The sequence below is a fragment of the Ruegeria sp. YKSF070 genome (assembly GCF_059612725.1).
On the sequence record NZ_JBXWRD010000007.1, the window covers coordinates 21,811 to 35,543 of the forward strand.

General features: G+C 65.1%; 14 protein-coding genes. 5 read left to right on the plus strand and 9 right to left on the minus strand.

Annotated features, from left to right (window positions below; translation table 11 throughout):
• Window positions 1-51: 51 nt before the first annotated feature.
• Genes AC2FL1_RS05395 through AC2FL1_RS05410 form a run of 4 tightly spaced genes read right to left on the minus strand, consistent with a single transcriptional unit; the run spans window position 52 to window position 3,364 of the window.
• A complete protein-coding gene (locus tag AC2FL1_RS05395) occupies window positions 52-1,254 on the minus strand; it encodes an ABC transporter substrate-binding protein (protein WP_496876223.1) in 1,203 nt (400 codons plus the stop codon).
• A complete protein-coding gene (locus AC2FL1_RS05400) occupies window positions 1,238-1,963 on the minus strand; it encodes an ABC transporter ATP-binding protein (RefSeq protein WP_496876224.1) in 726 nt (241 codons plus the stop codon). The genes AC2FL1_RS05395 and AC2FL1_RS05400 overlap by 17 nt, the downstream gene beginning before the upstream one ends.
• Window positions 1,956-2,597 (minus strand): cysteine hydrolase family protein, encoded by a 642-nt coding sequence (locus AC2FL1_RS05405; RefSeq protein WP_496876225.1) that lies wholly within the window; start codon window positions 2,595-2,597, stop codon window positions 1,956-1,958. The genes AC2FL1_RS05400 and AC2FL1_RS05405 overlap by 8 nt, the downstream gene beginning before the upstream one ends.
• A complete protein-coding gene (locus AC2FL1_RS05410; RefSeq protein ID WP_496823919.1) occupies window positions 2,594-3,364 on the minus strand; it encodes an N-formylglutamate amidohydrolase in 771 nt (256 codons plus the stop codon). The genes AC2FL1_RS05405 and AC2FL1_RS05410 overlap by 4 nt, the downstream gene beginning before the upstream one ends.
• A gap of 82 nt (window positions 3,365-3,446) precedes the next feature.
• Here AC2FL1_RS05410 and AC2FL1_RS05415 point away from each other — a divergent pair, with 82 nt between their 5' ends.
• Both AC2FL1_RS05415 and AC2FL1_RS05420 read left to right on the plus strand, forming a co-directional pair.
• Window positions 3,447-4,289, plus strand: a complete 843-nt coding sequence (locus tag AC2FL1_RS05415) for a MurR/RpiR family transcriptional regulator (protein WP_496823921.1) — start codon at window positions 3,447-3,449, stop codon at window positions 4,287-4,289.
• A gap of 1 nt (window position 4,290) precedes the next feature.
• On the plus strand, window positions 4,291-5,592 hold the full coding sequence (locus tag AC2FL1_RS05420; RefSeq protein WP_496876226.1) for a type I glutamate--ammonia ligase: 1,302 nt from the start codon (window positions 4,291-4,293) through the stop codon (window positions 5,590-5,592).
• 120 nt (window positions 5,593-5,712) lie between these two features.
• On the opposite strand, the gene AC2FL1_RS05425 is transcribed toward AC2FL1_RS05420, so the two are convergent.
• From AC2FL1_RS05425 to dctP, 5 genes are all read right to left on the minus strand, one after another.
• Window positions 5,713-6,462 carry a sulfite exporter TauE/SafE family protein gene (locus AC2FL1_RS05425; protein ID WP_496876227.1) on the minus strand — a complete coding sequence of 250 codons (750 nt, stop codon included), beginning with the start codon at window positions 6,460-6,462 and terminating at the stop codon, window positions 5,713-5,715.
• Between the two features lie 103 nt (window positions 6,463-6,565).
• Window positions 6,566-7,315: a sulfite exporter TauE/SafE family protein gene (locus AC2FL1_RS05430; protein ID WP_496876228.1), complete on the minus strand. Its 750-nt coding sequence runs from the start codon at window positions 7,313-7,315 to the stop codon at window positions 6,566-6,568.
• A gap of 63 nt (window positions 7,316-7,378) precedes the next feature.
• Window positions 7,379-8,782, minus strand: coding sequence for a TRAP transporter large permease (locus tag AC2FL1_RS05435; protein WP_496823929.1), 1,404 nt, complete (start codon window positions 8,780-8,782; stop codon window positions 7,379-7,381).
• The gene (locus AC2FL1_RS05440) at window positions 8,775-9,410 is read right to left on the minus strand and encodes a TRAP transporter small permease subunit (RefSeq protein WP_234215826.1); all 636 of its coding nucleotides are present in this window, start codon (window positions 9,408-9,410) and stop codon (window positions 8,775-8,777) included. The genes AC2FL1_RS05435 and AC2FL1_RS05440 overlap by 8 nt, the downstream gene beginning before the upstream one ends.
• Before the next feature lie 74 nt (window positions 9,411-9,484).
• Window positions 9,485-10,498: a TRAP transporter substrate-binding protein DctP gene (gene dctP, locus AC2FL1_RS05445; RefSeq protein WP_234136561.1), complete on the minus strand. Its 1,014-nt coding sequence runs from the start codon at window positions 10,496-10,498 to the stop codon at window positions 9,485-9,487.
• 149 nt (window positions 10,499-10,647) lie between these two features.
• Between dctP and AC2FL1_RS05450 the strand changes: the two genes are divergently transcribed.
• Genes AC2FL1_RS05450 through AC2FL1_RS05460 form a run of 3 tightly spaced genes read left to right on the plus strand, consistent with a single transcriptional unit; the run spans window position 10,648 to window position 13,624 of the window.
• On the plus strand, window positions 10,648-10,923 hold the full coding sequence (locus AC2FL1_RS05450; protein WP_496876229.1) for a hypothetical protein: 276 nt from the start codon (window positions 10,648-10,650) through the stop codon (window positions 10,921-10,923).
• A 42-nt stretch (window positions 10,924-10,965) separates the two neighbouring features.
• Window positions 10,966-12,930, plus strand: coding sequence for an acetate--CoA ligase (gene acs / locus AC2FL1_RS05455; RefSeq protein WP_496876230.1), 1,965 nt, complete (start codon window positions 10,966-10,968; stop codon window positions 12,928-12,930).
• Window positions 12,931-12,940: 10 nt separating this feature from the next.
• Entirely contained in the window at window positions 12,941-13,624 is a 684-nt protein-coding gene (locus AC2FL1_RS05460) for an adenylate kinase (RefSeq protein ID WP_496876231.1), read from the plus strand.
• Window positions 13,625-13,733 lie beyond the last annotated feature (109 nt).

Genomic DNA, 13,733 nt, shown 5'->3' on the forward strand with positions numbered 1-13,733 from the left:
GATTTGGTTCCGGCGGGGCCAGCACGGCCCCGCCCCAGCCTCAGTTCAGCCTCAGTTCCAGTCCATGGGCGTGTTGGCGGGAACCTCGTTCGAGATCAGCACCCGCTTGCCGCCTTCGAAGCCGATCACCGGAATGGTGCGCTGCGCATAGGTCCGGGTCTCCTTGAACGAGATCGCATCCACCGACATCACCGGGATGCTGTCGGCGTTGCGCAGGGTCTCGGCCAGGGTGACCGGATCGGTGCTGCCCGACTGTTCCACCGCCCAGGCGACCGCCTTGACCGTGTCGGCCCCGGTGGCCGGGAACAGGCCCGGCACGTCGATCCCCATCTCCTTGCACTCGGCGATGAACTTCACCACCGCGCTGTCGGCATGGCTGGGCGCCAACGTGGCAAAGAACACCTTGTTCAGAATCATCGGATCATCGCTGCCGATGGCATCCAGCGACGGGTCGTCAAACCCGTCGGCGCCGACCACATAGGCCTCGATCCCGGCGCTGCGCATCTGCCGGATCAGCACCGCGATATCGGGCATGATCGACGAGATATAGACCGCGTCGATCTGCTCGCCCAATGCTTTCATCTCGGCGATCTGCGGCGACCAGTCCGAGGTCCCGAAGGAGAAGTTGAGCTTGCTCAACACCTTGCCGCCCCCGGCCTCGACCACGTCACCAAACCAGAGCGGCGTTCGCGCCGACCAAGAGCCGCCCTCGTCCGAGGTCATCAGCACAACATTTTTGACCCCGAGGCTCAGCGCGTGGTTCGCCGCTGCAGTGGCGGTGAACGGGTCGGGCGAGACGCCGGTGAAGAAGTTGTCGACAATGCCTGCATGCATTTCGACCTGGGTCGATTGCGGCTGAAAGATCGACACACCATAACCCTGGGCGACCTGCGCCACCGGGATCATCGTGTCCGAGAACGGAATGGTGCCCAGCATCACCGCGCCCTCGTCGAGGAATTTCTGCGCCAGGCTGATGGCGGTCTGCGTGTCGGCGCCGCTGTCCTGGATCAGCACTTCGATCTTCATGCCGTTCACACCGCCTTTGGCGTTGATCATGTCCGCCATGCAGCGCGCGCCCTGCCATTCGGAATAGGGCGCGTAATCGCCGGTCATCGGCACGCCGAGGCCGATCTTGATGGTATCCGCCGCCAGCGCGGGGCTTGCTATTGCAACGCAGGCCAGAGCCGCGATCGAGGTCTTTCTCATGTCATTCTCCTGTTGGTTGCCCGCCGCCCGTTCAGGCGGCGTGGTCATTGCCTTCTCCCAGATATGCGTCGATGACCTGCCTGTTTTCCGATACCTCGCGCGGGGTGCCTTCGGCGATCACCGCGCCCATGTTCAGCACCGTGATCCGTTCGCACAGCGACATGATGAATTTCAGATCGTGGTCGATGACCAGAAATGCGCAATCGGTCTGGCCGCGCACCCAAGTCAGCGCGCGCCCCAGTGCCTGGGTCTCCTGTTCGTTCATGCCCGCCGCCGGTTCGTCCAGCATCAGCACCCGCGGCGCCAGCGCCAGAGCGCGCACGATTTCCAGCCGGCGCAGCTGGCCATAGGCCAGCGCATCGGCGCGGCTGTTGCGGCGGCTGTCCAGATCGAACTGGACCATCGCCTGTGCCACCAGCGCATCGGCACTGCGTCCGGCCCGCGCGGCGGTATAGCGGGCGACGTCGATATTCTGTTCCACCGTCAGCGCCGGAAACACCCGCAAGTTCTGAAAGGTGCGCGCGATACCGCATTCGGCCCGGCGCGGCGCGCTCATCCCGTCAAGCGATTGCCCGTCCAGCGTCAATGTCCCCGCCGAATGAGAGAGCAGCCCCGAGATCAGGTTCACCAGCGTGCTCTTTCCCGCGCCATTGGGGCCGATCAGCCCATGCACCTGCCCCGCCGCCAGCCGCATCGACACATCGCGCACCGCCTGCACGCCGCCAAAGGACTTGCTGAGACCCTTGAGTTCAAGCACGGGCCAGCTCCGCCACCAGCTCTTGCGTGGTCACCTGTCTGCAATAGCCCTTGATCGCCGAGAGCGAATTGTCGTGTCGCGCCTGGGTGTAGGTCAGGCAGGCATCGCTGACCTGGGTCACCAGATAACCCAGGTCGCAGGCATCGCGGATGGCGCTTTCGACGCATTGATCGGTGATCAGCCCCGAGATCACCAGTTGTCGAACGCCCAGATTGCGCAGCACATAGTCGATATGGGTCGAAACAAAAACCGAGGACGACCCCTTGGGCAGCACGATCTCGTCCCCCTCGGGCGCGATCTGGTCGATCACCTTGCCGTCCCACGAGCCCTTTGGCACGTTGAAGCCGGTAATCTTGTAATCCAGCGAGCGGTCGCGCCCGTCCAGCGTCAGGCTTTCGATGGTGGTATACATCACTTCGACCCCGGCGGTGCGGCAGGCGGCCTGAATCGCCTGCATATTAGGGATCACGCGGCTGTCGAGCTGGTCGAAATACCAGCCATATCTGGCATCGAATTCGGCGGGGTCCAGCCCGTCGAACTCGGCCCCGTTGCGATGGGCCGAGAAGTTCTGAACGTCGATGAACAGCAGCGCCGATTGGGCCGGGATCAGCGGCAGATCGCGGGTCAGGGTCATGTCAGGCTCTCCATCACATGGGTGATCGCACCCGCCAGCAGCCCGGCCCACAGGGCCGCGCCGGGGGCGCTGTCGATCTGGTCGTTGCGAATCTCGATCAGGCAATGCGGCAGGCCACGGGCCTCTGCATGGACGGGGATAAACCAGTCGGTCTCATCCTCGATCCGATAGGGTTCGTTGATCGCCAGCACCAGATCGGGGCGGCGGTCGGCGATGTGGTCGCGCAGCGCCTCGGCGGTGGCCATGCTCTGGCGGCTCAGAAAACCGGCATGCCAGGGGCGCGCGCGCCCCGCCATGCTGGGTGTGTAGGAATGGATCGAGAAGGCCGCCCGGCGTGGCGGGCTGTCGAGCAGGTGCGCCATCTGGCGATCCATCGGGTCGAAGATTTCGGCGATGCGGCTGGCGCGCGCTGTCGCGCTCAGCCCGAGATTGCCGGGAACGGCGGCGCCATCGCTGACCTCGGGCATCGCCTCGGCGCTGTGCGGCGGGCGGTTGGCGTCAATGACCAACCGGCTGTAGCGTTGCAGGATCAGCGGCGCACCCAGCTCTGCCGCCACCGCGCGCGCCACCGCCTCGGCCCCTATATCCCAGCCACGATGGCTGTCGAGCACCCCGGGGCCCAGCCCAAGGTCACCCAAGGCGCGCGGAACCGCCCGCCCGGCATGTTCACAAACCAGCAGCAATGGCGCAGCGCTTTCGGCCTCCACCAGGTCAACCGGCGCGGGATCCGCATCTGTCAGCAAAAGAGGAGTGGCAGCAGCTTGCATGCCGCCAGAGTAGAGAAAGAATTTTTTCAATGTCAAGAAAATTGCCATTGATTGAAAATTTATTCTCATCATAATCGGACCCATGACCATTCGCCATGCAATCGAGGCCCATGCCGACAGCCTGACCCAGTCCGAGCGCAAGCTGGCTGCGGCGCTGCTGTCGGATTATCCCTATGCCGGGCTGATCTCGATCCAGGAACTGGCCGAACGGGCCGAGGTCTCGGCGCCCTCGATCACCCGTTTCGTGGCCAAGATCGGCCTCTCCGGCTATCAGGAGATGCAGCGCCGGCTGATCTCGGAACTGAAGGAAGGCGACCGCTCGCCTGTCGAACTGCATGATGGTGGCACCCGGATCGAGGGCGGCTATCTGGACGAATTCGTCGCCCGCGCGGCGGCACAGCTGCATTCGGCCCGCGACGCGATCACCGAGGGGCAGTTCTCGCGCATCTGCGCCCTGCTCGGCGATCCCAAACGCGCGGTCTACGCGTTGGGCGGGCGCATCAGCGACACCATCGCGCAGCATCTGTCATTTCACCTGCGCCAGGCGCGTCAGGGCGTGTTCCACCTGCCCCGCGACCCCGAGACATGGCCCGAATACCTGCTCAGGATGCGGCCAGGCGACGTGTTCTTCATGGTCGATTTCCGCCGCTACCAGACCAATCTGGCGCGGCTGGCCGAACAGGCCGCGCGCGACCGCAAGGCACATGTGGTGCTGATGACCGACAAATGGCTGTCGCCGGCCACCCGCCATGCCTCGGAGGTGCTGGCGGTGCCGATCGAGACGGGCACGATCTGGGACAGCTATTCGGCCGCGCTGGCGGTGACAGAGGCGCTGGCGACCCGCGTCGGCGAAGACAATTGGGACCAGACCCGCGCCCGGATCGAAGCCTGGGACGCGGCCAGGGGACATGCACGGGAGAGCTGAGATGACACCGTTGATTTTTGCGGCAACCTGCGATCTGGCGGGCAAGGTGCGGGGCAAGGGCTTTCCCGCCGAGCAGCGCGACAAGCGGCTGGTGCGTGGCGTCGGCTGGACCCCCACCAACGCACTGATCACCTGTTTCGACACCATCGGCGACAGCCGCTATGGCGCGCTGGGCGATCTGCTGCTGATCCCCGATGAGGAGGCCGAGGTCGAACTGAGCTTTGGCGAAGTCACCGAACATTTCATGCTGGGCGATATCGTCGAACTGGATGGCAGCCCCTGGGACCTGTGCACCCGCGCCCTGCTGCGCAGCGCGCTCGACCGGCTGGAGGCGCTGAGCGGTACGCGGCTGCTGGCGGCCTTCGAGCACGAGTTCCAGATCCGCGGCGGCCCCGGTCCGGTGGGCGAGGCCTATGGCCGGGGCGGGTTCGAAGCGCAGCGCGCGCTGTGCGAAACGCTGATGGCGCGGCTGGCGCAAGTGGGGCTGTCCCCCGACAGTATCATGAAGGAATACGGCCCCAACCAGTACGAGGTGGTGATCGGCCCCGAAATCGGGCTGCGTGCCGCCGATGCGGCGGTGATCCTGCGCGAGATCACCCGATCCTCCGCGCGGCATCTGGGGCAAGAGGCCACCTTTACCCCGATCCGCGACCCCGCCAGCGTCGGCAACGGGGTACATATCCACATGAGCTTTCTAAACGCCGATGGCAGCCCGGCCACCTATGACGCCGAGGGCCCCTGCGGCATGTCGGCCCTGACCGCCAGCTTTGCCGCCGGGGTGCTGAAATACCTCGACAGTATCCTGGCACTGACCGCGCCCTCGGTGGTCTCTTATCTGCGCCTGACGCCGCATCGCTGGTCGGCGGCCTATAACAACCTTGGCTTTCGCGACCGCGAGGCGGCGCTGCGGATCTGCCCGGTGACGTCGCGCGATCCGGCCTCGGTGGCGCGGCAGTACAATATCGAATACCGCGCCGCGGATGCCGCCGCCTGCCCGCATCTGGCGCTGGCCGCGATCGTGCATGCGGGATGCCAGGGCATCGAAGAGGGACTGTCGGCCCCCGAGCCAACCGAAGAGGACCTGTCGCTGCTGCCGCCCGAAGCGCTGGATGCGCGCGGCCTGGTTCGCCTGCCGCAAACGCTGAAGGAGGCGCTGGAGCGGCTGGGTGCCAATGCCACCGTGGCGGGCTGGTTCCCCGAACCGCTGGTGCCGGTCTACCTGGCCCATAAGGCGTCCGAGATTGCCCATGTGGCCGGGATGGACACGGTCGGGCGCTGCGCCGCCTATGAGGCGAGTTACTGAGGGTTTCGGATCGCTGACGCGATCCGCCGATCGGGGAGGGCTCTGCCCTCCCCGAACCCCTCCCGAGGTATTTTTGAACAGAAGAAGGTGAGGGACGGTGCCTGATCGGGGTCGCGGAGATTAGCCGCCGCGCATGGCGCGCCAGATCAGGTTGGCGCCCAATACCACGAAGAGAAGGATCAGGGCACGGCGGAACAATGCCGGGTCCGCACGGTGGCGCAGGCGCTCACCCAGGGCGAAGCCCATGAAAGTGGGCACCAGCAACAGAGCTGAGAGCCCGAGCCCGCGTGGATCGGCGTGGCCCGCTACCACATAGGAGAGCATCAGCGGCAGGCTGCCAGCGGCAATGAGCAGACCGCTGGCCTGCACGAACTCGTCCCTTGGCGCGCGGCGGGCGCTGAGATACATCGCCATCGGCCCGCCCCAACCAGCGGTCAGCCCACCGATCACGCCTGTGAGTGCAGCCCAGATCACCTCGATCAAACCAACGTGGCGTTCGGGCAGTGGCGGCACCCGGCGCAGGCTGTCGAGCAGCGCGTAGAGCAGCAGGATCGCCCCAAGCGCCCCCATCAGCAGCCGGTCGCCCGCCTCGCGACTGAACCAGGCGGTCAGCCCCACCGACAAGCCCAGGATCAGCGCAAACCGGCCATAGCGGCGAATGAGCAGGCCCAGCGGCCCGCCCCGCGCCATCTGCCAGAGATTGCTGAGCAGCATCGGCATCAGGATCAGCGTGATCGCCATGCGCGGATCGATGCCCAGCGTCAGAAGCGCCAGCGACACGGTGGGCAGGCCCAATCCGATGAAGCCCTTGATCGTGCCCGCCAGCAAAAGCACCGCGCTGGCAAAGAGCATCAGGTCGAGCGTGGTCATGGCGCCTCTCCGACTGGCCCCAGACAGGCCCGCGCCCGACCAGAGCCGCGCGCTTCGGGTCTGTCAAGGCGACAGCGTTCACGGTTGCCTTTGCGACCGCCGCTCACCCTGCCAGCACCTCGCGCATCAGCATTCCCAGCCCCAGGCAGAGGCAGAGCAGCACCAGAAGGCGCTGGAACTGCGCGTCGGTAACGCGACGGAAAGCGAAGATCCCAGCCTGCGCCGCCAATACGCCGGCCGGCAGCACCACGGCGAAAGCGGTCCAGACCTGCGCCTCGTAGGCGCCGCGCAGGGCCAGCCCGGCAACGGTGATGAGCAGGATCGAAAAGTTGTAGCTTTGCAGCACCGCGCGGGTCTCGGCCCGGGGCCAGGCCCGCATCGACAGCCAGATGGTCGGCAGCACGCCCGACAGCGAGGCGAAGCCGCCCAGAACACCGCCGACGAACCCCAGGGCCCGGTCGACCCAGCGATGCTGCCCCTCGATCCGGGGCAAGGAGCGGCGCAGGCCGAAATAGCCGCCATACAGCACCAGCACCACCGCGATGATCCGGCGCAGCACCGCCGGATCGACCCAGTCGAGCAGCATCAGACCAAGCGGAACGCCCAGAATGCCCGGCAGGGTGAAACGCAGCCAGCGGCGCGGATCGTCCCAAAGCACCGAACGCGAGATCCACAGCCCCTGCACCCCCGCCAGCACCGCCAGAAGCGCGGTCAGCGCCACCGCCGAAACCGGGTCGAGCACCACCAGAAAGAACCCCAGGGCAAAAAGCGAGGTGCCCATGCCCGCCAGCCCGTTGACGAAACCGCCTGCCAGACCGCCGAGCAGCACATAGATGACGGTCTCGATCTGCATCCGGTCTGTCCCCCTGCCCTGCCCAGTGCCGTATCGTGGCATTGGGAAGGGGTCAACGACGCTCTACCCGGCCAATGTCGGCAGCCAGAGAACGATCTGGGGAAAGGCGACCAGCAGGCCGATGGTCACCGCATCGGCGACAAAAAAGGGCATGACACCCCGGAACACGTCCTGCACGCTCAGGTCCGGGCGCACACCGGCAACCACGAAACAGTTGAGGCCGATGGGCGGGGTGATCAGGCAGAACTCGGCCATTTTCACCACCAGGATACCAAACCAGATCGCGCACATTGGCCCCGACATGCCGAAGGCACTGTCCGCCGCGCTGACCGCCTCGCCCCCGTTCAGCGCCATCACCGCCGGATAAACCACCGGCAGGGTCAAGAGCAGCATGCCGATTGCATCCATGAACATGCCCAGCACGGCATAGGCCAGAAGGATACAGACCAGGATCAGCATCGGCGACATCGCAAGCGAGGTGATCCAGTCGGAAAACGCCCCTGGCAGGTCGGCAAAGCCAAGGAAGCGCACATAGATCAGCACCCCCCAGATGATGGTGAAGATCATCACCGTGAGCTTGGCGGTCTCCAGGAGCGCGCTCTTGAACTCGGCCCATTTCATGCCGCGCAGCACCGCCATGCAGAACACGACAAAGGCCCCCAGCGCCCCGCCCTCGGTCGGCGTGCCCCAGGCATCGCCGCCAAAGGGGTTGTAGACAAAGAAGATGATGATCACGACCACGAACACGATGGGCAGCGCGCCGGGCAGCGAAGCGAACCGCTGCCGCCAGGTGAACCCGGTCACCGGCGGCCCCACCGATTTGAACAGCACCGCGATGCCCACGATCAGCGCCACATAGATCACCGCGCTGAAGGCGCCGGGCACAAAGCCCGCCAGCAACAGCTTGCCCACATCCTGTTCCACGATGATCGCGTAGATCACCAGGATCGCCGAAGGCGGAATCAGCGAGGCGAGCGTCCCCGCCGCCGCCACCACGCCCGCCGCAAAACGCTTGTTATAGCCGATTGCCAGCATCTCGGGGATGGCGATGCGGGCAAACACCGCCGAGGTCGCGACCGACGCCCCGGACACCGCGGCAAAGCCCGCGGTGGCAAACACCGTCGACACCGCCAGCCCGCCCGGCACCCAGGCCATCCAACGCTTGGCCGCCTCGAACAGCGCCCGCGTCAGCCCCGCGTAATAGGCCAGATAGCCGATCAGGATGAAGGTCGGGATCAGGCTCAGCGCCTGGCTTGCCACCTTGGAATGGGGCACCTGCCCCGCCGTCTTGACCGCCACCGTCAGCGCCCAGCCGAAATCCTGCGGGTCATAGCCCTTCTTGGACCAGAAAATCCAGATGAGCCCCACCAGCCCCGCCAGCGCTGCGGCAAAGGCCACGCGCATGCCGACCAGAACCAGGACCAGCAGCCCGCCGGTGACCCAGAGGCCGATCTCGATACTATCCATTGTCATGCCCCGCCAGTTGCTCGGCCTCGGCCGCCGCCTGGGCGGCCACATCCTGGATCAGCGGCACCGCTACCGGCGCATCAAGCCCCAGCAGAAAGGCGCGGCCATACCCCCAGACCTGCAAAACCAACCGCAGGCACAGAACCGAAAACGCCACCGGCGCCAGCAGTTTGGCAGGCCAGAGCGGAATGCCGATGTCGATAGAGCTGTCGCGGCTCCAGAGTGGCGCGTTCATGTCGAAGGCACGCAGGAAATGCGCCCAACTGCCCCAGACCAGAAGTATCATCAAGCCCAGGATCAGCAGCACCGAGATCAGCTCGAACAGCCACAGCGCCCGGCCCTGAAGCCGCCCGATGAACAGGTCCATCCTGATATGGCCGCCCTCGCGCTGTACAAAGGCGATGCCCATGAAGGCGATCAGCGGCATCGCCTGCTCGATCCAGTCCACATAGCCGGGCAAGGGCGCGTTCATCGTGTTGCGCCCGCCGACCGAGACCACAGCCAGCAGCATCAGCGCAAACACCGCCAGCCCGCTGATCAGCGCCAGGACCCGCTCCAGCCGCAAGAGCGCCCGGTCCAGACGGCTCAGCGCGCTGCCGTCCTCCAATACTGATGCATGCCCTGCCATGGCAAAGCCCCCTTACGTCCGGTTTCCGGAAAAGAACAGGCCGGGTACATGCGCACCCGGCCCCCGTTGCGGCCTCAGCTGCCGCGTGCCGATTTCAGCGTGGCATGGACCAGATCCAGCAGTTCCTGCCCCGGCAGGCCCTGCGCGGTCATGTCCTCGACCCATTTGGCGCTGATCGGTCCGGCAACCTTGGCGCGGAACTCCTCCAGCACCTCGTCCGAGATCATCACCTTTTCAACGCCCTTTTCGGCCAGCACGTCATCCCATTTCTTCAGCAGAGTGCCGTAGTTGGTCAGATAGTGGTCGATGGCCTCGTCGATCGAGCTGTCGAGCGCCGCGCGCTCGTCATCGCTCAGCGCCTCGTAGGCGTCGATATTCACCACCACGGGGCAGTTCACGGTGCCCGGATTCAGGTTGGCGGTCCACCAGTCGGCCTTGTTGATGGTGCCAAAGCTCAGATGCGCGTGCTGGGCAAAGGCCACGGTATCCACCACGCCCGATTCCATCGCGTTATAGGCTTCGGTCGCGGGCACCGAGGTCGGCACCCCGCCAACCGCCGCGAATGCCGCACCCAGACCGCCCGTCGCGCGGACCCGCATGCCCTCGAACTCGGCCAGTTCGTCGCGCGGCGAACCGGTGCCCACCAGGTTGTATTGCGGCATCGGTGAGGTCATGAGCAGCTTGGCATTCCACTGCGCCATTTCCTTTTGCGCCGCCGGATGGGCATAGACCGCGTTCGACACGGCAACCTCTTCGGCCAGCGTGTTCACGCCCAGGAACGGCAGTTCCAGTACCGTGATCGCCCGGTTCTTGTCGGCGTGATAGCCGGCACAGAACTGCGCCATTTCGAACGCGCCGATCGAGATCCCATCCAGGTTCTCGCGGGGCTTGGACAGGCCGCCATAGCTGACATTCAGGGTGAACGATCCGCCGGTCTTTTCGCTGACCAGCTCGGCCAGTTTCTCGACATGCTCGGTAAAGGCACGGCGCTTACCCCAGACCGACACGTTCCATTCGGTGGCGCCTGCCTCGACGGCAAAAGACACGGTCAGGGCGGCCGCAACTGCGCCGCTCAACATCTTGTTCATGAAGTCTCTCCCTATGCTGCGGTCCTTCCGTCCGGACCGCTTGCGGTCAAGCTAGCGCCAACATGGCAGCATGCCAAGCCCGCAACCTGGCGAGTCGGTCATGCCGCTGCGCAGCATGATTGCCCGGGCGAGACCGGCACCGAAACATTATGTCACACCCGAAATGCGGCTTTCGCGCCTTCCGTGAAACCCGGATGGGCCACGACCGCCTGCCGGTCGGGGAAAAATCCTTGACAGGAACAGGGGTTGATTTTCATCGGTATTTCCAAATTCGAGTTCACAAAATTTACAAATTACCCCTGAAATCATCAACAAATTTACATTCAATCCTTTGTTTTACAGGTATTTATTTTCTTCTTTTCAGTTTCCGCTATGATTTACGCAGGGTTGGAACGCAGATCGACAATACCCATGGGGATGGGTGAAAACGGTCGCAATGAAATCAGTGAGAGGGAGGAGCCTCATCCATGTCACCAGCAGCTCAGACCGAGACCAAGCTCTATGCGCCGTCCACCGACACCGTGGCGCGGGCGCATGTGAACGCGGAAACCTATGACCGGATGTATGCCGCCTCGATGGCCGATCCCGAAGGGTTCTGGGCCGAGCAGGGCAAGCGGGTCGACTGGATCAAACCCTTTACCCAGGTCAAGGACGTCAACTACAATTTCGGCGAGGTCTCGATCAACTGGTATGCCGATGGCACGCTGAACGTCGCGGCCAACTGTATCGACCGTCACCTGGCCAGCCGTGGCGACCAGACCGCGATCATCTGGGAGCCGGATTCGCCCACCGAACCGGCCAAGCACATCACCTACAAGGAACTGCACGGCTCGGTCTGCCGGATGGCCAACATCCTGGAGAGCCTGGGCGTGCGCAAGGGCGACCGCGTCGTCATCTACCTGCCGATGATCCCCGAAGCGGCCTATGCCATGCTGGCCTGCGCCCGCATCGGCGCCATTCATTCCATCGTCTTTGCCGGTTTCTCGCCCGACGCGCTGGCGGCGCGCATCAACGGCTGTGACGCCAAGGTGGTGATCACGGCCGACGAGGCACCGCGCGGCGGCCGCAAGACGCCGCTGAAATCCAATGCCGACGCGGCCCTGCTGCATTGCAAGGACAGCGTCAAATGCCTGGTGGTCAAGCGCACCGGCGGCCAGACCACCTGGATCGCCGACCGCGACTTTGACTATAACGAGATGGCGCTCGAGGCGTCGGATTACTGCGCGCCTGCCGAGATGGGTGCCGAGGATCCGCTGTTCATCCTCTATACCTCCGGCTCGACCGGCCAGCCCAAGGGCGTGGTGCATACCACCGGCGGCTATCTGGTCTATGCCGCGATGACGCATGAAATCACCTTCGACTATCACGACGGCGACATCTACTGGTGCACCGCCGATGTGGGCTGGGTCACCGGCCACAGCTATATCGTCTATGGCCCGCTGGCCAATGGCGCCACCACGCTGATGTTCGAGGGCGTGCCGACCTATCCTGACGCGGGCCGCTTCTGGGAGGTTTGCGCCAAGCACAAGGTCAACCAGTTCTACACCGCCCCCACCGCCATCCGCGCGCTGATGGGCCAGGGCACCAGCTTTGTCGAAAAGCACGACCTGAGCGACCTGCGCCTGCTGGGCACCGTGGGCGAGCCGATCAACCCCGAGGCCTGGAACTGGTACAATGACGTGGTGGGCAAGGGCAAATGCCCGATCGTCGACACCTGGTGGCAGACCGAGACCGGCGGCCATCTGATGACGCCGCTGCCGGGTGCCCATGCCACCAAGCCGGGGGCCGCGATGAAGCCCTTCTTCGGCGTTCAGCCGGTGGTGCTCGACCCGCAATCGGGTGTCGAGATCAGCGGCGACGGGGTCGAGGGCGTGCTCTGCATCAAGGACAGCTGGCCGGGCCAGATGCGCACCGTCTGGGGTGATCACGAGCGGTTCCAGAAGACCTATTTCGCCGATTACAAGGGCTATTACTTCACCGGTGACGGTTGCCGCCGCGATGCCGACGGCGACTATTGGATCACCGGCCGCGTCGATGACGTGATCAACGTCTCGGGTCACCGCATGGGTACCGCCGAGGTGGAAAGCGCGCTGGTCGCTCATGCCGCCGTGGCCGAGGCCGCCGTGGTCGGTTACCCGCACGAGATCAAGGGCCAGGGCATCTATTGCTATGTCACCCTGATGAACGACCGCGAGCCGTCGGACGAGCTGATGAAGGAGCTGCGCACCTGGGTGCGCACCGAGATCGGCCCGATTGCCAGCCCGGACGTGATCCAGTGGGCGCCGGGCCTGCCCAAGACCCGTTCGGGCAAGATCATGCGCCGCATCCTGCGCAAGATCGCCGAGAACGACTTTGGCTCGCTGGGTGATACCTCGACACTGGCCGATCCCTCGGTGGTCGACGATCTGATCGCCAATCGCGCCGGCAAGTAAGGGTATGACCATGGACGCTGCCACTCTGACCACCCCCGCCGTTCTGATCCTTCTCGGCCCTCCGGGCGCCGGGAAGGGCACCCAGGCCCGCATGTTGGAAGACAAGTTCGGGCTGGTGCAACTCTCGACCGGCGACCTGCTGCGTGCAGCCGTGGCCGCCGGTACCCCCGCCGGCAAAAAGGCCAAGGCGGTGATGGAGGCGGGTGACCTGGTCTCCGACGAGATCGTGATCGCCATCCTGCGCGACCGGCTAGCCGAGCCCGATTGCGCCAAGGGCGTTATCCTCGACGGCTTTCCCCGCACCACCGTGCAGGCCGAGGCGCTGGACACGCTGCTGACCGAGAGCGGCCAGTGCATCAACGCCGCCATCAGCCTCGAGGTCGAGGATGCAGAGATGGTGACCCGCATCTCGGGCCGTTTCACCTGTGGCGGCTGCGGCGAGGGTTATCACGACACGTTCAAGCAGCCCGCCGAGGCAGGCAAATGCGACAAGTGCGGCGGCACCGAGATGAAGCGCCGCGCCGATGACAATGCCGCGACCGTCGCCAGCCGACTCGAGGCCTATCACGCGCAGACCGCGCCGCTGATCGCCTATTACGACGGACACGGCGTGCTGCAACGGATCGACGCCATGGGCGGGATCGAAGAGATCGCCCAGGGCCTCGCCACCATCGTCAAGGGGGCGATGGCCTAGGCGGGAAAGACCGGGGCTCGGCCCGCGCCGCGCCCACCCCCCGCAAGACAGTTCTGAAGGACCGCCCTGGCGGACCGGAGGAGTCATGCCCGCCAGCCAATCGGCGGGT